This window comes from Luteimonas deserti (genome assembly GCF_013425765.1).
GTDB lineage: Bacteria > Pseudomonadota > Gammaproteobacteria > Xanthomonadales > Xanthomonadaceae > Luteimonas > Luteimonas deserti.
Genome location: NZ_JACCJZ010000004.1, coordinates 181,312 through 200,970, shown reverse-complemented (window position 1 = coordinate 200,970; position 19,659 = coordinate 181,312). Strand labels below are relative to the sequence as shown.

At 70.3% G+C, this 19,659-nt stretch carries 18 protein-coding genes and 1 pseudogene; 12 read left to right on the top strand and 7 right to left on the bottom strand.

All coding sequences use genetic code 11. From position 1 onward, the window contains the following. Window positions 1-25 precede the first annotated feature (25 nt). Together H0E82_RS01530 and mntR are read left to right on the top strand one after the other, a co-directional pair. Window positions 26-187 (top strand): annotated as a pseudogene (locus H0E82_RS01530) (acyl-CoA thioesterase); the annotation flags it as partial. Window positions 188-373: 186 nt separating this feature from the next. After that, window positions 374-871 carry a manganese-binding transcriptional regulator MntR gene (gene mntR / locus H0E82_RS01525; RefSeq protein ID WP_180543209.1) on the top strand — a complete coding sequence of 166 codons (498 nt, stop codon included), beginning with the start codon at window positions 374-376 and terminating at the stop codon, window positions 869-871. 809 nt (window positions 872-1,680) lie between these two features. Here mntR and H0E82_RS01520 read toward each other — a convergent pair. Then, window positions 1,681-2,574 carry a fructose bisphosphate aldolase gene (locus H0E82_RS01520; protein WP_328796924.1) on the bottom strand — a complete coding sequence of 298 codons (894 nt, stop codon included), beginning with the start codon at window positions 2,572-2,574 and terminating at the stop codon, window positions 1,681-1,683. Window positions 2,575-2,660: 86 nt separating this feature from the next. After that, window positions 2,661-3,365, bottom strand: a complete 705-nt coding sequence (locus H0E82_RS01515; RefSeq protein WP_180543208.1) for a superoxide dismutase — start codon at window positions 3,363-3,365, stop codon at window positions 2,661-2,663. A 1,073-nt stretch (window positions 3,366-4,438) separates the two neighbouring features. Here H0E82_RS01515 and H0E82_RS01510 point away from each other — a divergent pair. Next, entirely contained in the window at window positions 4,439-5,029 is a 591-nt protein-coding gene (locus H0E82_RS01510) for a hypothetical protein (protein ID WP_180543207.1), read from the top strand. Between the two features lie 138 nt (window positions 5,030-5,167). Next, window positions 5,168-5,575: a hypothetical protein gene (locus H0E82_RS01505; protein ID WP_180543206.1), complete on the top strand. Its 408-nt coding sequence runs from the start codon at window positions 5,168-5,170 to the stop codon at window positions 5,573-5,575. Window positions 5,576-5,590: 15 nt separating this feature from the next. Here H0E82_RS01505 and H0E82_RS01500 read toward each other — a convergent pair whose 3' ends face one another. Genes H0E82_RS01500 through H0E82_RS01490 form a run of 3 tightly spaced genes read right to left on the bottom strand, consistent with a single transcriptional unit; the run spans window position 5,591 to window position 7,577 of the window. Continuing rightward, window positions 5,591-5,761 carry an oxidoreductase-like domain-containing protein gene (locus tag H0E82_RS01500; protein WP_180543205.1) on the bottom strand — a complete coding sequence of 57 codons (171 nt, stop codon included), beginning with the start codon at window positions 5,759-5,761 and terminating at the stop codon, window positions 5,591-5,593. Further along, window positions 5,758-6,609: an acid phosphatase gene (locus tag H0E82_RS01495; RefSeq protein ID WP_180543204.1), complete on the bottom strand. Its 852-nt coding sequence runs from the start codon at window positions 6,607-6,609 to the stop codon at window positions 5,758-5,760. The genes H0E82_RS01500 and H0E82_RS01495 overlap by 4 nt, the downstream gene beginning before the upstream one ends. Then, window positions 6,606-7,577 carry a transaldolase gene (locus H0E82_RS01490; RefSeq protein ID WP_180543203.1) on the bottom strand — a complete coding sequence of 324 codons (972 nt, stop codon included), beginning with the start codon at window positions 7,575-7,577 and terminating at the stop codon, window positions 6,606-6,608. Before H0E82_RS01490 ends, H0E82_RS01495 begins: the two co-directional genes overlap by 4 nt. Window positions 7,578-7,709: 132 nt before the next feature. Here H0E82_RS01490 and H0E82_RS01485 point away from each other — a divergent pair, with 132 nt between their 5' ends. From H0E82_RS01485 to H0E82_RS01465, 5 genes are all read left to right on the top strand, one after another. Beyond that, window positions 7,710-9,038: an amidohydrolase gene (locus H0E82_RS01485; protein ID WP_180543202.1), complete on the top strand. Its 1,329-nt coding sequence runs from the start codon at window positions 7,710-7,712 to the stop codon at window positions 9,036-9,038. 54 nt (window positions 9,039-9,092) lie between these two features. Then, window positions 9,093-9,602, top strand: a complete 510-nt coding sequence (locus H0E82_RS01480; RefSeq protein ID WP_180543201.1) for a hypothetical protein — start codon at window positions 9,093-9,095, stop codon at window positions 9,600-9,602. Between the two features lie 102 nt (window positions 9,603-9,704). After that, the gene (gene queF / locus H0E82_RS01475; RefSeq protein ID WP_180543200.1) at window positions 9,705-10,526 is read left to right on the top strand and encodes an NADPH-dependent 7-cyano-7-deazaguanine reductase QueF; all 822 of its coding nucleotides are present in this window, start codon (window positions 9,705-9,707) and stop codon (window positions 10,524-10,526) included. A gap of 299 nt (window positions 10,527-10,825) precedes the next feature. Further along, window positions 10,826-11,293 (top strand): hypothetical protein, encoded by a 468-nt coding sequence (locus H0E82_RS01470; protein WP_180543199.1) that lies wholly within the window; start codon window positions 10,826-10,828, stop codon window positions 11,291-11,293. A 242-nt stretch (window positions 11,294-11,535) separates the two neighbouring features. Beyond that, window positions 11,536-13,767, top strand: a complete 2,232-nt coding sequence (locus H0E82_RS01465) for an NADP-dependent isocitrate dehydrogenase (protein WP_180543198.1) — start codon at window positions 11,536-11,538, stop codon at window positions 13,765-13,767. A gap of 882 nt (window positions 13,768-14,649) precedes the next feature. On the opposite strand, the gene H0E82_RS01460 is transcribed toward H0E82_RS01465, so the two are convergent. Both H0E82_RS01460 and H0E82_RS01455 read right to left on the bottom strand, forming a co-directional pair. Further along, the gene (locus H0E82_RS01460; protein ID WP_180543197.1) at window positions 14,650-15,675 is read right to left on the bottom strand and encodes an NADP-dependent oxidoreductase; all 1,026 of its coding nucleotides are present in this window, start codon (window positions 15,673-15,675) and stop codon (window positions 14,650-14,652) included. 65 nt (window positions 15,676-15,740) lie between these two features. Continuing rightward, window positions 15,741-16,694 carry an aldo/keto reductase gene (locus tag H0E82_RS01455; RefSeq protein ID WP_180543196.1) on the bottom strand — a complete coding sequence of 318 codons (954 nt, stop codon included), beginning with the start codon at window positions 16,692-16,694 and terminating at the stop codon, window positions 15,741-15,743. A gap of 175 nt (window positions 16,695-16,869) precedes the next feature. Between H0E82_RS01455 and H0E82_RS01450 the strand changes: the two genes are divergently transcribed. From H0E82_RS01450 to H0E82_RS01440, 3 genes are all read left to right on the top strand, one after another. Beyond that, on the top strand, window positions 16,870-17,718 hold the full coding sequence (locus tag H0E82_RS01450) for a class I SAM-dependent methyltransferase (protein ID WP_180543195.1): 849 nt from the start codon (window positions 16,870-16,872) through the stop codon (window positions 17,716-17,718). A 155-nt stretch (window positions 17,719-17,873) separates the two neighbouring features. Further along, window positions 17,874-18,416 carry a pseudouridine synthase gene (locus H0E82_RS01445; protein ID WP_180543344.1) on the top strand — a complete coding sequence of 181 codons (543 nt, stop codon included), beginning with the start codon at window positions 17,874-17,876 and terminating at the stop codon, window positions 18,414-18,416. A gap of 109 nt (window positions 18,417-18,525) precedes the next feature. After that, entirely contained in the window at window positions 18,526-19,656 is a 1,131-nt protein-coding gene (locus tag H0E82_RS01440; RefSeq protein WP_180543194.1) for a hybrid sensor histidine kinase/response regulator, read from the top strand. The last annotated feature ends 3 nt before the right edge of the window (window positions 19,657-19,659 follow it).

Genomic DNA, 19,659 nt, shown 5'->3' with positions numbered 1-19,659 from the left:
CTTGTCCCCCGGTTGTTCTACCGGAATTTCCGGCGGAGATGGCTCAGTTGTTGGAAGGCTTCAGATCGCCGAGGACCTGCTCAGCGGCGAACGCGAAGTGTGCACGCGCGGCCGCTTCGTGATGATCGCCCTCGATGCACGCGGCCGGCCGGCGCCGGTGGCACAGCTTCCGGGAGGCATGACATGAGCGAACTGTCGATCCTGCAGTGGATTGCGTTGGGGCTGTTCATCGGTGTCGTCTGCGGCGCGGTGCTGACCTTCTTCAACCGCAAGCGCTGAGCCGCGCGCGCGCATCGGGCCGGCGGCACGCGCCGGCCCGGACGCCGCTGAGGACGATCGGCGACAATGGCGCCTCATCTGCTGGATCGGTTCCATGGCCGCTCGCAAGACCAAGCCTGCCGATGAGGCCCTGGACCGCCCCGCCCCGGAGCACGCCTCACCCAGCGCGGGGCTGCCCGACGCCAGGGTGCACGTGGAGAGTTTCCGCCAGGTGCGCGAAGCGCGCCGCGTGGAACTGGTCGAAGACTACGTCGAGCTGATTTCCGACCTCGTCGCCGATCGCGGCGAAGCCCGCCAGGTCGATATCGCCGAGCGTCTGGGCGTGGCCCAGCCCACCGTCGCACGCATGCTCCAGCGCCTGGTGCGGGACGGCCTCGTACGGCAGAAGCCGTATCGCGGCGCCTATCTCACCGAAGCCGGCGAAGCCCTGGCGCGCGCCAGCCGCGCCCGTCATCAGACCGTCGAAGCCTTTCTGCTTGCGCTCGGCGTACCGCCCGAGATCGCCCGTCGCGATGCCGAAGGCATCGAGCACCACGTCAGTCCGGAGACCCTGGCGCTGTTCGAGGCGTTCGTCGCCGGAACGCATCGCTAACGCCGCAGCCGAGCGAAGGTCGGTGCTGCATCGTCGACCGGATGCCGGACGGAGCGAGCCGTGACACTGCATGCCTGCATCCCATGGGCTCAACTGAATCGGAGCGCCGACATCGAGGATCGGGGACGGCGCTGATCGTCGGTGCGGGTGGTGGCCGGGTCGCTCCGGGACGAAGCGGCATCGCACCGCCGCAGCGGGATCGCGCGGATGGCGGACTCGGGAACACGGCGCGCCGGCGTCGACGCGCGACTCGTCTGCGCGGGTCGGCGCACCATGTAATGGGTCACGAAAGTGGGCTGCGACATCGTCGGAACTCCAGGCAAAGCCATGGGTTCCGACGCTATCGGCACCGCGTGGAGACGCCGGTGTAGCCAGCGTATTCAGCCCGAACGGGTTCAGTCGCTTGCAGGGAATGTCGTCGCCGGTCACCGCGTTTCGAACGCTTCGCTAACAACCATCCCCGGAATGTTCACCCCATCGCTGCGCGCGCTCCACCTGATACGAATATCGGCCGGCGTACGCGGGGCGCACAGTGACTGATACCTCGCACGGTGCTCCTGCGCCCATCACTGCGCCTCTCGGCGCTTCCGGGATGGACGCAACGCAGGGCCAGGACGACGGCCGCGGCGCGGTGACGTGTGATTCGAATGCGAACGCCCAGGGGTACGCGATGACGGTACCCGTTGGCCGTCGCCTGCCGTACCGCGGCCTGCAGTGCGGCGCGCCTGCACGGCACGCCGCTCCGCTGGTCCGGCACGAAAAAGCCGACGCATTCGCGCCGGCTTCCGGTGACCGCCCGGATGGGAGGCTCAGGCGATCGAGGCTCGGTAGATCGATTCGATCGCGGTATCGAGCGCGGTGTTGAATTCGTCGTCGCTCTGCCGCGCGCTCAGGCCTTCGGTCAGCGCGCGGCTGAAGCTGGCGACCACGCCCGGATTGCGGGCGAGGCGCGCATTGGCGTCGTCGCGGCTGTAGCCGCCGGAGAGCGCGACGACCTTCAGCACGCTCGGATGATCGACCAGTTCGCGGAAGAAGCCGTCGACATCGGGCAAGGTGAGCTTGAGGATGACCGGCGTCGAGGCATCGATCGTATCCAGGCGTTCGATCAGGCCCTGCTTCAGCGTAGTCTCGATCTCGGCCTTGTCGGCGGCCTTGATGTCGACTTCCGGTTCGATGATCGGCACCAGCCCGGCAGCGAGCACCTGGCGGCCGAGTTCGAACTGCTGGTCGAGTACGCGCCCGATGCCGCCCGCGTTGTTCTGCTTGATCACCGAGCGTTCCTTGGTGCCGAACACGCCCTTGGCCTTGGCCCGCGCCAGCAGGTCCTCGAGGCCCGGGATCGGCTTGAGCATCTGCACGCCGTCGACCTCATCCTCGAGCCCCTTGTCGATCTTCAGGAACGGCACGACGCCCTTGACGTCCCACAGGTAGGTGGCCGCGTCCCGACCGTCGAACTGGTCGTCGAGCGTGCGCTCGAACAGGATCGCGCCGAGCACGCGCTCGCCGCTGAAGGCCGGGCTGGTGACGATGCGCGTGCGCATCGCGTGGACCAGGCCGAACATCTCGGCATCGGTGCCGTACTCGCTTTCGTCGATGCCGTAGAGCTTGAGCGCCTTGGGCGTGCTGCCGCCGCTCTGGTCGAGCGCGGCGATGAAGCCCTGGCCCGACGCGATCCTGGTCTGCTGTTCCTGATTGATTGCCACGTTCGAAGATCCTGTGCGAGCGGTGCGAAACCCGGGGCGGTGATGATACCGCCCCGGTGCGGCGGGGCCGGTGCGACGTGTCCGGCTCAGCGCGCGGACGCGGTCGCGGCCTCGAAGCGGCGGTTGACCTCGTTCCAGTTCACGACGTCCCACCATGCGCCGACGTAGTCGGGCCGCTTGTTCTGGTACTGCAGGTAATAGGCGTGTTCCCAGACATCGAGCCCGAGCACCGGCGTGCCGCGGGTGTCGACGACGTCCATCAGGGGGTTGTCCTGGTTGGGCGTGCCGGTCACGGCGAGGCTGCCGTCGGGCTTGACGATGAGCCAGGCCCAACCCGAACCGAACTGGGTCTTGGCGGCCTCGTTGAAGGCCTCGCGGAACTTCGCGTCGGAGCCGAAATCGCGGTCGATGCGTGCACGCAGCGCCGCCGACGGCGCGCCGCCGGTGCCCGGCGCGGCCATCACCGTCCAGAACAGGCTGTGGTTGTAGTGACCGCCGCCGTTGTTGCGCACCGCGGTGTCGTAGCTGGAGACGTTGGCCATCAAGTCTTCGATCGCGGCATTCGCGAGCGCCGGGAACTCGGCGACTTTTCCGTTGAGATTGTCGACGTAGGACTTGTGGTGACGGCCGTGGTGGATCTCCATCGTCTTCGCGTCGATGGCCGGCTCCAGGGCGTTGGCCGCGTACGGCAGGTCCGGCAGCGAGAACGGCGCGGCGGTATCGGCCGCCGCGGCGGGCGCGATGGCGAAGGTGGCGAGGCAGGCTGCGGCGAGCAGAGAGACAACACGCATGATCGATCTCCGGAAGGCGCCCGCCGGAGGCAGGCTGGGATGGGTGACGACGCGGCGCCACGGCGCCGGATGTCCGATCCTGCACGCCGCGGTGTGTATCCCGCGTGGCAGCGCCCGAGTGGACCGGCCGGAATGACGTCCGCCAGCGCCGCGGCGGCGCTTCCGATCCGGGTTCCGGGCAGCGGGCGCGGAGCGTCGCCGCAAACTCCGCCGAGCCGATCGGTGCTCGGCCCGTGCACGGCGGCGATTCCTGCCGCGCAGCAGCGCACCGCGGCACCACGGGTTTCGGGGTGCGCGCCCGGCAAGTCGGAGGCGCAGCACGTCATGCGGACTGCGTCGTGCGGCGCCGCGCGTTCGATGCGCGTCGGGTCCGCGTCGCACGCGTGTACGCGCGCACGCTGGCAGGCCGTGCGCTGCAGGGCGGCCGATGCACGGGTGGCGGAGACGATGCGACGTGGCGTCGATCTTCGCCGGATGGCGTCGTCGCCGGTCGAGGTTCGGTCGCTGCAGAAGAGGGCTTGCAGGGGCTGTCGGATGCTGTTTCGCCGCGCCAGCGAACCGCGCGTTGCCCGCGCGGAATCGACTGCGACATCGACATGCCGAACCTGCAGCATCAGCTGCGCGACGCGCGTCCCGTCGGGCACCGACATGCGGCTCGGTCGCAACCTGCTGTCCGTGGCGCCGCATCGGCTGCGCTCCGGGTGCGACGTGCGACGCCGGGCGCCTGTCCGGTTTTCTCGGACCTCCGCGTTCTCCAGCAGGGACCGCGCACTCGGCCGGCCCTCGGGAGATCGTCGTGAGGTTCGCACCACGTCTGCGGCGATGTCGCACATGGCGATGAAGTCCGCGCGTACACGGCGCCCGCGCGGCTGCATCGCGGGGGGCGCGGGGGTCCGGGGCGGCGAGCAGGCCCTGTCGGTCGGCGACGCCCGCAGGCGGGGCGCTCGGGCGCTGTTCCCGCTCGGCGGCGCGTTCAGCGGAAGCGAGCGATCGACGGATGTCGGCATCGGACCCGACCTGTGCGCCACGGCCCGGCCACCGCCACCGGTTCCGGATCTGCAAGGAGCTCTCCCGTGAACACTGCAAGTCCACCCGCCCTGCGTGCTCTGCTGTCGGCCCTCCTCGCGTCGGTCGTCGCCGCCCCGGCGCCGGCCCAGACGGCCGCACCGCCGCCGCGCATCGTCCTGGACCGTTCCCTCGACCATGCCCGTGACGTCCGCCTCTGCCCGCGCCCCTTCGTACGGCGTGGCAGCGTGGTGCTGCGCCCGGGTTTCAGCGGTGCCACCGGCGAGTTCCTCTCGCCGACCGATGCCATCCTGCGCATCGATCGCGTCCGCACCACGCTGCGCGCGCCCGGACTGCGGGCATCCGCAGTCGGCGCGACCACCGGGCGGACCTTCGCGTGGGTTCCGATGACCATCATCGACGGGAGTGGTCGTTTCCCGACGCCCGGCGGCCCGTCCACGGTGTATGCCGATCGCGACACACTCGTGAAGATCGAGATCAACCGCAATGCCACGACCACCGCGGTCACGGGCGATTACGTGCTCGACGGCTGCCTCGTCGATCGCATCCCGGTGCGGATCGAACAGCCGCATATCGATCCGCCGCGGCTGCCGCCGAAGAGTCCGCTGCCGGGCGAAACCGTGCGTCGACCGCGGTGATGTGCCGACGGGCCGGGTCGCGCCCTGCGAGCACATCCACTCGCCAGCGCAGTGAGGCATGGACACCCGCACGCGCGCCGCGGCACAGTGCCACCGCGGCGCAGGACGGGGCCGCGGCCATTCGACAGGGAGCGTGCGATGAAGTGGATCCTGTATGCGGCGCTGGCGATCGTCGGCGCGTGCTCGCTGCTCTGGGTGGGGACCCGCGCGGGCGATGCCGGCGGGGATGAGTCCCCGACCACCTTTGTCTTCGTCAGGATTCCCGAATCGATCTGGCCGGTCGAACGCGGCGAGAAGTACGAGGATCCGCTCGATGCGGCGCTGGTGCGTGCGGGCGTGGGAGGCGTGACCGGGGGCGGCAGCCAGCTCGGAGACCCGGGTCCCGATGGCGCGCCGGTGATCGCCTGGGTCGGCATCGACGTCGAGCTGGACGATCTCGAGCGCGGGCTGCCACTGCTGAAATCCGAACTGGCGCGCCTCGGCGCACCACCGGGCACCGCGCTCGACTACACGCGGAACGGCCGGAACGTCACCGACACGCTGTAGCGCAGGGACCGCGGCTCAATCCGCATCCGGATGGCGCAACCGCCAGGCCGCGAGCTGCTCCCGGTAGTACTGCAGCTCTTCGGCATAGGTGTCGTGCACGCAGACCGAGCAGCCGCTGTCGCAGCAGTCGCTGGGCAGCGGTGGCTCCGGTGGCTGGGGCCGCGGGTCGACGGGCGTGCCGGTCACGGCAGCGCGGGGTCTGCCGGTTGCAGCGCCGCCGCCTCGGCCGCGCAGCCGGATGGCTGCGCACCGCGTGCGCGTTGCGCGGCGATCTCGCGCCGCGCAGCGGCCAGGTCGGCGAGAAACGAGGCGTCGTCCTGCAGCCGCGCGAACGTCGCCGCGCCCACCGTCTGCGACTGCACGAGGTCGCTGTGCCAGTGCACGTTGCAGACGAGCCGGCTTTCGGCGAAATCGCGCCCCCGCTGCAGCAGCGCGTCGCTGCGCTCGGGCGCCGCGGCGATCAGGGCATAGGTCCAGGTCCAGCCGATGCTGGCGTGGCCGGAGGGATACGAGGCGCTCTCGCGCAGGCGCGCATCGTCGGCGGGGGTGCAGACCGCGCCGCCGTTGGCCAGGAAGGGACGCGGGCGCTGCCAGCGGTCCTTCGCGGCGCGGTTGGTCACCGCGGCGTCGGCGAGCGAGCGTCGCAGCAGGCGCACCAGATGCGGCGTATCCGTGCTGTCCACCGGCACCCCCAGCGCGCAGGCGAACAAGGCGCCGCCGGCGGGGAAGTCGAGATCCGCATCCACCGCGGCCTGATCCCAGCGCGGGGTGCCGGCCTGCGCCAGGGCGCGCGTGGCCAGCGCCGCATCGAGTGCGTGCGCGGCGCTGCCCGCCTGCGGCGGCGGCGGGACGAAGGCCGCGCTGTCGAAGGCCGGACCGTCGAGGTAGCCGATCGACACGCCGGGGCTGCGCTCGGGCACCACCACCGCTTCCGGCGCCCTGGAGGCCTCCGGCAGGCCTGCGCAGGCGGCCACGAACACCAGCGCGGCCGCCGCGGCGGCGGCTCGCGAAAGGCGGATGCGGCGCGGTCTCATCGACGGTCGTGCAGGCGCCGGACCAGGGTCTGGCGCAGCGTGTCGAGGTCCTGGGCGAATGCGGCGATGCCGTCGCGCAGCTTCTCGGTGGCCATCGGATCGGCCGCCATCGCGGCTTCGAAGGCGGCCGCATCCACCGGCGCCGCGGTGGCGCCGCTGCTCTTGGCGGTGTGCAGGCGGCGCGGCAGCGGGCCGTGATCGGCCGCCAGCGCTTCCAGCAGCTCCGGCGAGATCGTCAGGCGATCGCAGCCGGCCAGCGCCTCGATCTGCGCGGTCGACCGGAACGAAGCGCCCATGACGATGGTCGGCGAACCGCGCGTCTTGAACGTCTCGAAGACCTCGCGCACGAAACGCACGCCCGGATCGTCGTCGATGGTCGCCGGCGTATCGCCGCGGGCGACGTGCCAGTCGAGGATGCGACCGACGAACGGCGAGATCAGGAACACCCCGGCCTCGGCGCAGGCGATCGCCTGGGCGCGGTTGAAGATCAGGGTGAGATTGCAGTCGATGTCCTCGGTCTGCAGCACCTTGGCCGCACGGATGCCTTCCCAGGTGGCGGCGATCTTGATCAGCACCCGCTCGCGCGAGACGCCGGCGTCCTGGTACATCTCGATGAACTGGCGCGCCTTGGTGATGGTGGCCTCGGTGTCGAAGGCCAGATCCGCGTCCACCTCGGTCGACACCCGCCCCGGCACCAGCCCGGCCAGCGTGCGGCCGACGCCGATGGTCAGCCGGTCCGCGACCTGGCGCGCCACCTGCTCGATGTCGCCGTCGAGCTGCGCGGCCCGCTCCAGCTCGCGCTCGAGCAGGGTCGCATACACCGGCAAATCCAGCGCCTTGCGCACGAGCGTGGGATTGGTGGTGCAGTCGACCGGCTTGAGTCGCGCGATCGCGTCGGAATCGCCGGTATCGGCGACGACCACCGAGAGGTCGCGCAGCTGGTCGAGCTTGGAGGGCGATGCCGTCATGGGGACCTCGGGTGCGGTGTGGACCTGCATTGTCGACGCAGGCGCCCGCGAGGGCCACCTCCCCGGCGTCGTGGTCCGCGCGGGGGCGGCGAATCCTCTAGGATCGGGTGCACCGTCCCTGGGAATCCGCCGATGCCACGTCTCGCATCCGTCCTGCTCGGCGCCTGCTGCGCCCTGCCCGCATTCGCCATCGCCCAGGCGCCGCCCGCGCCGCCGCAGCGCGCGGAGGTGGCCCGGGCCGCGGCCGCCGTGCAGGCCCGCGTGGTGGACTGGCGCCGCGACATCCACCAGCACCCCGAGCTGTCCAACCGCGAGACCCGCACCGCGGCCAAGGTGGCCGCGCATCTGCGCAGCCTGGGCCTGGAACCGCGCACCGGCATCGCCCACCACGGCGTGACTGCGGTGCTCAAGGGCGCCCGCCCCGGCCCGCGGCTGGCGCTGCGCGCGGACATGGACGCGCTGCCCGTCACCGAGGAAACCGGCCTGCCGTTCGCCTCGCAGGTCACCGACACCTACCGCGGCCAGACCACCGGCGTGATGCACGCCTGCGGCCACGACGCGCACACGGCGATCCTGATGGGCGTGGCCGAGGCGCTGGTGGGCATGCGCGAGCAGCTGGCCGGCGAGATCCTGTTCGTGTTCCAGCCGGCCGAAGAAGGCGCGCCCGAGGGCGAGGAAGGCGGCGCCGGCCTGATGCTGAAGGAGGGCGTGTTCGCGGACTTCAAGCCGGATGCGGTGTTCGGCCTGCACGTCTTCAGCACGCTCAACGCCAACCAGATCGGTGTGCGCGCCGGGCCGACGATGGCCGCGTCCGACCGCTTCGGCATGACCGTCGTCGGCCGCCAGACGCACGGCTCGCGGCCCTGGGGCGGGGTGGATCCGATCGTCGCCGCGGCGCAGATCATCAACCAGTCGCAGGCGATCGTCAGCCGGCAGATGGACATCAGCAAGCAGCCGGTGGTGGTGACCTTCGGCGCGATCAACGGCGGCATCCGCTACAACATCATTCCCGATTCGGTGGAACTGGTCGGCACCATCCGCACCTTCGACGAGGACATGCGCGCCGACGTCTTCAAGCGGCTGACCTCGATCGCCGAACACGTGGCCGCCGCCAACGGTGCGACGGTGGAGACCCAGATCCCGGCCGAAGACGGCAATCCCGTCACGTTCAATGACGAGGCGCTGACCGCGCGCATGCGCGCGAGCCTGCAGGCCGCGTCGGGCGCCGAGCCGGTGGTCGACATGCCGCTGATCATGGGCGCCGAGGATTTCTCGCTGTACGCGCGCGAGGTACCGGGGCTGTTCTTCTTCGTCGGCGCGACGCCCGTGGGCCAGGACGCCGGCGCGGCGCCGAGCAACCATTCGCCGAAGTTCGACGTCGACGAATCCGCACTCGACCTCGGCCTGCGCGCGATGCTGCAGGCGACGCTGGACTACCTGGACACGCCGCCGGCCGGTTGAGGCGCGCCTTCGCGTGACCTGATGCCGTGGGCGACGTGCCCCGGGAGAGACGCGATGTTCGTGCCGATGTGGATGTTGGTCGTGGCGGTGGTGTGCGGCGTGGTGCTGCTGACGTGGAGCGTGCTGCTCGCGCTGGGGCGCAATCCGCTGCCGGTGCCCGACCCGGGCTCGCGGATCTTCGCCGCCGCTTCGCCCGAGGCGCGCGAGGCCGTCGTCGCCCTGCTCGCCCGGCACGGCCTGCGCGAACGCATGCGTGTGGATTCGCCGCAGGTACAGCGCAGCATTCTCACCGACGGCACCATCATCAACTGCTCGTCCCCGGACGTGGTGGCCCGCGTAGGCGGCGTGACCTCGTGTATCGGCCTGGTGGCGGCCGACCCGGAGGCCGATGCGCAGGCGGCAGCGGGCTTCCTGCGGGCGCGCGGCTTCGCCGCCGAGGTGGTGCGCGACGTCGAGCCGGGCATGCCGATCGCCTTCGTCCTGACCAGCGCGATGCCCGGCACCGCGATCAACCTGCGCCCGCACGTGCTGCGGATGCCGCGGCCGCCCGCAGCCGGCGCATGACCCCGGCTGCAGGGCGCAGCCGGCGGGCGGGGCGCGGATCGCGCGATGCATGACCGGCCGGGCCTGCGGGTTCCCGCGAACGCCGGTCGATAGAATGCGCGCATGAGCACCCCGCACGAGTCCACCCTCGGACGCAGCGTCGCCTATCCCGACGCCTACGACCCGACCCTGCTGTTCCCCATCCCGCGCGCACCGGCGCGCGCCGAGCTCGGCCTGGCGGGCGGTGCGGCGCTGCCGTTCACCGGCCACGACCGCTGGCACGCCTACGAGCTGGGCTGGCTGGATGGTCGCGGCAAGCCGGTGGTCGCCACCGCCACCCTCACGGTGCCCGCCGACTCGCCGAGCCTGGTCGAATCGAAATCGCTGAAGCTCTACCTCAATTCGCTCAACGCCAGCCGCTTCGACACGCCCGATGCGGTGCGCACGCGCATCGCCGACGATCTCTCGGCCGCCGCGGGCGCGCCGGTCGAGGTCGCCTTCGGTCTGCCGGCCTTCGATGCCCGCGGCGACGATGCCATCGAGCTCGACACCCTCGACATCGACATCGACGATTACGGCCCACCGAATCCCACGCATCTGCGCCTGGCGGACGGCGCGCCCGTGCGTCAGCGTCTGGTGTCGCACCTGCTCAAGTCCAACTGCCCGGTCACCGGCCAGCCCGACTGGGCCAGCGTGTACATCGACTGGGACGGACCGCGTCTCGATCCGGCCGGGGTGCTCCGGTACCTGGTGTCCTACCGTGGCCACGCCGGCTTCCACGAGCAGTGCGTGGAGGGCATCGCGCTCGACCTGATGCGCGCGGGGGCGCCGCGGGCGCTTTCGGTGGAGGCGCGCTACACCCGCCGGGGCGGCCTGGACATCAATCCCTGGCGGGCCACGCCCGGCACCCCGCAGGGTCCGGTGCGCCGCGAGCAGCGCCAGTAGCGCCGGTGGCGCCGGTGGCGCCAGTAGCGATGGTTTCTTAACGCGGCGGATGGGAGCCTGCCTGCCCCCGTCCTGCCGAGTGACCCGATGCCCGGCACCGCCATGCCCGCATGCCCGGTTCCCACCCGCCAGGCGAGGCCTCGCATCGACCACGCGGCTGCGCAGGGTCGGCCGCCATCTGGACCCGCGCCGTGCCCGGTGCCCGCTCCAGCGTCGCCGCGTGCATCCCGGTCCACGGCCATCCGGCTGCGCGCGCACGACACCGCATCCCTCCCCGTCCACCTGTCCCGGAGCGCTCCATGACCCGATTCCGCCTGCTGCAGTTGACCGCGGCCTGCGCCGCCTTGCTGTCCACCGCGGCCTGCAACCGCGATGCGCCCGCCCCCACCCCGCCGCCTGCCGCGCAGGCGCCCGCGCCCACGCCTGCGCCCGAGCCGCCAGCCCCCGCCACGGTCACCAGCGTGGAACTGGGCAATGCCGTGGACGAGGAGAACCGCGTGGTCGCGCCCGCGTCCGAGTTCGCCACCACCGACACCATCTATGCGTCGGTGGGCACCGACGGCGGCAGTGCCGCACGCCTCACCGCCCGCTGGACCTACGGTGACGAAAGCCAGCTGGTGCGCAGCACCGACGCCGACGTGCCCGCGGGCCCGCAGGTGGTGGCGTTCGACATCCAGCATCCCGAAGGCTGGCCCACCGGCAGCTATACGCTCGACGTACTGCTCGACGGCACCTCGGTGGAGACGCGCGGCTTCTCGGTGAAGTAATCCGCCGCGCCGCCGCGCCGCCGCGCCGCCGCGCCGCCGGCATGCAGGGCCATGCTGTCCCGTATGTCCAGTCCTGGTCCGCGGCGTTTCACGTCGCGGACAAACGCGCGACAATGACCGGCGCTGTGCAGCGCACCGATGCAGGGCGATCGGCGCGCGTCGCGATTCCAGATCCGGCGCACGTCCCGCATGCGCCCCGCGTGCGCCCGCGCCGCCCGCCCTCCCCGACGAGACGCCATTCCATGTCCGATACGCCGAAGATCCTCTACACGCTGACCGACGAAGCACCGTACCTGGCGACCCAGTCGCTGCTGCCGATCGTCGAGGCGTTCACCCGGCCCGCCGGCATCGCGGTCGAAACGCGCGACATCTCGCTGGCCGGGCGCATCCTGGCGCAGTTCCCGGAGCGCCTGACCGACACGCAGACGATCGGCGACCACCTCGCCGAACTCGGCCAGCTGGCGACCACGCCCGAAGCCAACATCATCAAGCTGCCCAACATCAGCGCCTCGGTGCCGCAGCTGAAAGCGGCGATCAAGGAGCTGCAGGGCCAGGGCTTCGATCTGCCCGATTATCCGGACACGCCGAAGTCGGACGACGAGACCGACATCAAGACCCGCTACGACCGCACCAAGGGCAGCGCGGTGAATCCGGTGCTGCGCGAGGGCAATTCCGATCGCCGCGCGCCGAAGTCGGTGAAGGCGTTCGCGCGCAAGCATCCGCACCGCATGGGCAAATGGGCGGGCGATTCGAAGTCGCACGTCGCGCACATGAGCGAGGGTGACTTCTACGGCAGCGAGCGCTCGGCGACGATCGAGAAGGCCGGCGCGCTGAAGATCGAACTCGTCGGCGCGGATGGCGCGACGACCGTGCTCAAGGACGCGGTGAAGGTGCAGGCCGGCGAGATCGTCGATGCCGCGGTGATGTCGCGCAAGGCGCTGTCGAGCTTCATCGAGGCGCAGATCGAGGATGCCAAGACCCAGGGCGTGCTGTTCTCGCTGCACCTGAAAGCCACGATGATGAAGGTGTCGGACCCCATCATGTTCGGCATCGTCGTCGAGGCGTTCTATCGCGACGTGCTGGACAGGCACGCCGATGCGCTGAAGCAGGCCGGCTTCGACGCCAACAACGGCATCGGCGACCTGTACGCGCGCATCACCTCGCTGCCGCAGGACCAGCAGGACGCGATCCGCGCCGACATCGACGCGCTCTACGCGCAGCGCCCGGCGCTGGCGATGGTCAATTCGGACAAGGGCATCACCAACCTGCACGTGCCGTCCGACGTCATCGTCGACGCCTCGATGCCGGCGATGATCCGCGACTCCGGCGGCATGTGGAACGCCGACGGCAAGCTGCAGGACGCCAAGGCCGTGATCCCGGATCGCTGCTATGCCGACGTGTTCCAGGCGGTCATCGACGACTGCAAGGCCAATGGCGCGCTGGACCCGACGACGATGGGCTCGGTGCCCAACGTCGGCCTGATGGCGCAGAAGGCCGAGGAATACGGCAGCCACGACAAGACCTTCGAGATCCCCGGCGACGGCACCGTGCGGGTCACCGACGCCGACGGCAACGTGGTGTTCGAACACGCGGTCGAGAGCGGCGACATCTGGCGCATGTGCCAGACCAAGGACGCGGCGATCCAGGACTGGGTGAAGCTGGCCGTGAGCCGCGCGCGCCTGTCGGAGACGCCGGCGGTGTTCTGGCTCGATGCATCTCGCGCGCATGATGCGCAGGTGATCGCCAAGGTCGAGACCTACCTCAAGGATCACGACACCGCCGGTCTCGACCTGCGCGTGCTGCCGCCGGTCGAGGCGACGACGTTCTCGCTCGAGCGCATCCGTAAGGGCGAAGACACGATCTCGGTCACCGGCAACGTGCTGCGCGACTACCTGACCGACCTGTTCCCGATCATGGAACTGGGCACCAGCGCCAAGATGCTGTCGATCGTGCCGCTGATGGCCGGTGGTGGCCTGTTCGAGACCGGCGCGGGCGGCAGCGCGCCCAAGCACGTGCAGCAGTTCGTCGAAGAGAACTACCTGCGCTGGGATTCGCTCGGCGAGTTCCTCGCCCTGGCCGCGTCGCTCGAACATCTCGGCAACGCCTACGACAATCCGAAGGCCAAGGTGCTGGCCAATGCGCTCGATGTCGCCAACGGCCGCATTCTCGACGAGAACCGTTCGCCGGCGCGCAAGGTCGGCGAACTCGACAACCGCGGCAGCCACTTCTACCTCGCCCAGTACTGGGCACAGGCGCTGGCGGACCAGGACGACGATGCCGAACTGAAGGCGACGTTCGCGCCGCTGGCGAAGGCACTGACGGACGGCGAGTCGGCGATCCTGTCCGAACTCAACGGCGCGCAGGGCGCGCCGGTCGAGATCGGGGGTTACTACCATCCGGATCTGGCGAAGGTGGTCGAGGCCATGCGGCCGAGCAAGACGCTCAATGCGGCGATCGATTCGCTTAAGCAGTAAGCTGTCCGCGTCAATGTGTGATCGACAGGCCCGCTTCGGTGGGCCTGTTGCGTTGTGGGGTGGCGGGTTCGCGCAGGTGTTGTGCTGTGCCGTGGGGTGGCGCCCGCAGATCGCCGCGGGCGGTGCGCCGCGCGCGAGGTCGACATCGTTCGCGTGTCGATGTGCGACGGACAATTCGCTCCGCCTGGCTTTGGATCTAGCTTTTGCTTTGGCTTTAGCTCTCGCTTCGGCTTCGGCTTCGGCTTCGCTGAGAAATGATGTGTCTGCGCGCTCGCCAGACCCGGAGGGCGCCGCCCATGGATGGGCGGCGTTTTCCGACCGAGCCAGGATGGCGAGTCGGAAAATCCCGGAACGAATGACGCACCGGGTTCGCTTCGTCGAGGAGGCCCTTTCTTTTGCTTACTTTTCTTTGGGCCAACAAAGAAAAGTGAGCCGCTCGCCGCTAGGCGAGTGGAAGCCCTGCACTTGCTCTGCGCAGGCAGCACCAACGCAACATCAACCGCTTTCGTCCGCTGTCGCGGCCGAGTTCATTTCTTTTGTCAATCGACAAAAGAAACGGAACCAAAGAAAAACGATTCCCCGAGAAAGCTCACCCGGACCTTCATTCGTTCCGGGATTTTTTCGACTCGCCATCCTGGCTCGGTCGAAAAACGCCGCCCATCCATGGGCGGCGCCCTACGGGTCTTGCTGGTGCGCCGGTGAGTCATTGCTCCGACGAGGCAACAGCAACCGCAACCGCAATGGCGCCGACGACAGCATGTTCACTGCGTCGGCACGAGACCTCACGGAACGAGTAAACCTGCGCAAAGATGCAGACCTACAAGGGGCGCACACTTCGCGTCGTTTGCGCACCACGCGTCCGGCCACCAGACCGCGCTGGTCTCAGTCCGCGATCTTCACCAGCAACTTGCCGAAGTTCTTCCCCTCGAGCATGCCGATGAACGCCTCCGGCGCGCGCTCCAGCCCCTCGACCACATCCTCGCGATAGCGGATGCGCCCGTCGCGCAGCCATTGGCCCATCTCGCGCACGAACTCCGGATACAGCGCGATGAAATCGTGCTGGATGAAACCGCGCACCGTCAGATGCCGGGTGAGGATAAGCGACATCAGTTGCGGCACGCGGTCGGGACCGGGCGCCGGGCCGGTGGCGTTGTAGTGGGCCACCAGGCCGCACACCGGAATGCGCGCGAAATCGTTGAGCAGCGGCAGCACCGCGTCGAACACCTTGCCGCCGACGTTCTCGAAGTACACGTCGATGCCGTCCGGGCAGGCGGCCGCCAGCTGCTCGGCGAAATCCTCGGCGCGATGGTCGAGCGCGACGTCGAAGCCGAGGTCGGTCTCCACGTGGGCGACCTTGTCCGGCCCACCGGCGATGCCGACCACGCGCGCGCCGCGCAGGCGGGCGATCTGGCCGACGGTCGCGCCGACCGGGCCACTGGCGGCGGCGACGACGACGGTCTCGCCGTGCTGCGGTCTGCCGATCTCGTGCAGGCCGGCGTAAGCGGTGAAGCCCGGCATGCCGTGCACGCCGAGCGCGGTCTGCGGCGGCAGCCCTGAAGGATCGAGCTTGCGCCGCAGGCTTTCGCCGTCGACGACGGCGTGGCTCTGCCAGCCCGCGTGCGCGAGCACGAGGTCGCCCGGCGCCCATGCCGGATGCAGCGACTGGACCACCTCCGACACCGTGCCGCCGTCCATGACACCGTCGATCTCGATCGGCGGCACGTAGGAGCGGCCGGCATTCATGCGTCCGCGCATGTACGGATCCAGCGACAGCCAGCGATTGCGCAGCAGGACCTGTCCGTGCCGGGGCGTGGGCATCGGCGCGTGCTCGATACGGAAATCGTCTGCGGTGGGCGCACCCTCGGGGCGCGAGGCGAGCACGATTCGGGTGATGCGGTCGGACGTCATGGGCGGAACACCGTGAGGACGGGACCCGCAGCATGCGCCATGCCGTGCCGCGGGCGGGTGCAGGCTCAGCCGCCGCTGCTGGCGCCGTCGAGCGTGGCGATATCGGCCTTCGACAGCAGCAGCGTGCGCGCCGCCGCCAGCTCGCGCAGCTGGGCCACGCTGGTGGCGCTGACGATGGGCGCGGTGAGACCCGGACGCGCGATCAGCCAGGCCAGCGCCACCTGGGCGGTGGTCGCGGCGTGGCGGCAGGCGACATCGTCCAGCGCGGCGAGGATGCGCTTGCCACGCGGGTTGAGATAGCGCCGCACCACCTGCGCTCCGCGCGCGGCGCTCTTCGCCCCGTCGGCCTCGCTGCGGTACTTGCCGCTGAGAAAGCCGCTGGCCAGCGCGTAGTAGCCGATCACGCCGAGGCCGTGCTCGCGCACCAGCGGCTCGAGCGCCGCCTCGTAGCCGGCGCGGTCGACCAGGTTGTATTCGGGCTGCAGCGTCTCGTAACGCGGCAGACCGTGACGTCCGGCGATGTCGAGCGCCTCGGCGAGCCGCGCGGCGGAGTAGTTCGACGCGCCGATCGCGCGCACCTTGCCCTGTTCGATCAGACGCGAGAACGCGCCGAGCGTGTCCTCCAGCGGCACCGTGGGATCGTCCTCGTGGGCCTGGTAGAGATCGATCACGTCGGTGCGCAGCCGACGCAGCGAGTCCTCGCATGCGGCCTGGATGTTGTCCGGCGACAGCCCCCTGCGAGGTCCCCACTTGGCGACCTTGGTGGCGAGCAGCACGCGTTCGCGCCGGCCGCTGCGCGCCAGCCAGCGACCGATGAGGGTTTCCGATTCGCCTCCGGTATTGCCGTCGGCCCAGGCCGAGTACGCATCGGCGGTGTCGATCAGCTGGATGCCGAGGTCCACGCACGCGTCGAGCAGGGCATGGCTGGTGACCTCGTCGGCACTCCAGCCGAACACGTTGCCGCCGAAGGCCAGTGGCGAGATGGTCAAGCCCGAGCGTCCGAGAGCGCGTTCGGCCATGGTCGGATCCTGTGGCGGGGGGGCGGCCAGCATAGGCAGCGGCGGCGCAGCGTCGCGTGGAGCAGGCCGCAAAACACCGTTCCGCGGGGCGCGCGCAACAACGCGTGCGGCGCAGTCCGCAGCGCGAGGCCGCTTGTGGCACCCTTGCGCCACCTTTGGTCACGGAGTCACGCTCATGCAACGCAGCCTTCTGCTCGGCGCCGTCCTGCTCGCACTCACCGCATGCAGCGGTCCCCAGACCCGTGCCGACAGCGCGTCCGATCTCGACGCGGCCAACGTCGAGCGGCTCGATGCCGCCGTCGCCGGTGCATGGCGCAGCGCGGAGAACCGCGCGCGCGACGGCGCGCGCAACCCGGCCGAAACCCTGCGCTTCTTCGGCGTGCGACCGGGCCAGACCGTCATCGAGATCACGCCCGGCAGCGGCGCGTGGTATGCGGAAATCCTGGCGCCGTACCTGCACGACAACGGCCAGTACATCGCCGCGATGGTGGATCCGGCCTCGGCCGCCGAGGGCCGGGCACGCGACTACCAGCAGGGCCAGCGCGACGGCCTGCAGGCGAAATTCGATGCGGCGCCGGCGCAGTTCGGCCGGGCCCGCATGGTGGCCTTCGATCCGAAAGCACCGCGCTTCGGTCCGGCGGCCTCGGCCGACGTGGTGCTGACCTTCCGCAACGTGCACAACTGGCGCATGTCCGGCAATGCGGAGGCGATGTTCAAGGGCTTCTACGACGTGCTGCGGCCGGGTGGCGTGCTCGGCGTCGTCGAGCACCGCGCCCGCGCCGACGTTCCCGCGGACGATCGCAGCGGCTATGTCGGCCAGTCGCAGGTGATCGCGCTGGCGCAGGCGGCGGGCTTCCGCGTCGACGGCAGCAGCGAGATCAACGCCAACCCGCGCGACACCCGCGACCATCCCAACGGCGTCTGGATGTTGCCGCCGAGCAACCGCCACGAGCCGCAGGACGCCGCGCGTTTCACCGCGATCGGCGAGAGCGACCGGATGACCCTGCGGTTCGTGAAGCCCTGAGCCGAGGGCCGCGACGGCGGTTCGCGTAGCGGCCCGTTGCAGCAGCCCGTGCGGCCGCCTGGATGGCGCGCCGCCGGGCGGGCGCCCGTCCCGACGTCGCCGACGAGGCGATCGCGTCGTTCCCCGCCGATCACGAAGCCCTGCTCCCGATCCTCATGCTCGTCGCGTTCAACAAGCCCCACGGCGTGCTGTGCCAGTTCACCGATCGCAGCACCCCGCCGCGGCCGACGCTGGCCGGCTTCGGCCTCCCGCCCGCGGTGTATCCGGCCGGCCGCCTGGATCACGACAGCGAAGGCCTGCTGCTGCTCACCGACGACGGCACGCTCGCGCACCGCATCACCGATCCCCGGCACAAGCTGCCCAAGACCTATCACGTGCAGGTCGAGGGCGATCCGTCCGCGGCGCAGCTCCAGTCCCTGCGCGACGGCGTCGTGCTCAAGGACGGTCCCACCCGGCCCGCACAGGTGCACCTGCTCGATCCCGCGCCGGGACTGTGGCCGCGCGACCCCCCCGTGCGCGTGCGCAAGACCGTGCCCGACGCCTGGCTGGCGATCACCCTGCGCGAGGGCCGCAACCGCCAGGTCCGGCGCATGACCGCATCCGTCGGTCTGCCCACACTGCGCCTGGTCAGGGTTTCGATCGGCGCTTGGCGGCTGGACGGTCTGGCCCCCGGCGCCTGGCGCGAAATCGCGCCGTGAGCCGAGCGCGCTGGCGTACCGCCGGGCGCGTTCATTTCTGTTAACGTCTGCGGCGCACTGCGGCCTCCGCCCGGTGTCTCGCGCGCCGCTCGGCCGCTCACCGGATCCCATGCCGAATACGCCCGTCACCAGCGCCCGCATCCTCGTCGTCGACGACCAGCCCGCCAACCTGCGCGTGGTGAGCTCGCTGCTCAGCCGCCACGGATATTCGGTGCTCACCGCGGCCGATGGTGCCGAAGCGCTCGAAAAACTGCCCGAACTGCGCCCGGATCTCGTCCTGCTCGACATGCTGATGCCGAATATGGACGGCTTCGCGCTGCTCGCGGAGATCAAGAAGAATCCCGAGCTGTTGCGCGTGCCGGTGGTGTTCCTCACCGTCGCCCAGGACCGCGACCTGCTGTTGCGCGCGTTCGACGCGGGCGCGGTGGACTACGTCACCAAACCGTTCATGCCCGAGGAACTGCTCGCGCGGGTGAGTGCGCACGTGGGCCTCAAGCAGACCCGCGACCGGCTCGAGCGCATCGCGCGCGAGCGCCAGGAGCTGGTGAACCTGGTCGCGCACGATCTGAAGAACCCGCTGTCGAGCATCTGGTTCGCCAGCGACATGCTGATGAAGGGCGAGACCAAGCCCGAGCGCGTGCCGCGCTACCACCGCATGATCCACGAGAGCGCGGAAGACGCACTGGGCTACATCCGCCGCTATCTGGAAACCCAGGACACCTCGCGCCAGCGCGCCGCGGCGCGACAGGGCAGCGCCCTGCGCGAGGTGCTCGACTGGCTCGTCGACCGGTACGCGCTGCAGTTCGAGGACCGCGGGGTGCAGCTGCGTGCGCATGCGCCCGATGCCTCGCCGCTGGTGGCCGCCGATACCCTGGTGCTGCGCCAGGTGGCGGAAAACCTGGTGACCAACGCGATCAAGTACGCGCCGCAGAGCAACGTGGACATCTCCATGCGCGGCGGCGGTGTCGGCTTCTGGCAACTGCTGGTCGAGGACCGGGGCCCGGGCATCGCCCGCGACCTGCAGCACGCGCTGTTCCGGCCGTTCCAGCGCCTGGCCCATGCCGGCACCGACGACGGCCGCTCGAGCGGCCTCGGCCTGTCGCTGGCCAAGCAGATCATCGCCGACCTCGGTGGCCAGCTCTGGTACGAGGACCGCGACGGCGGCGGCGCGCGGTTCGTGATCGAGCTGCCGGAGTTCGTCGGCGACGCCGACGACGCCACCGGCTTCGATCCCGACTGAACC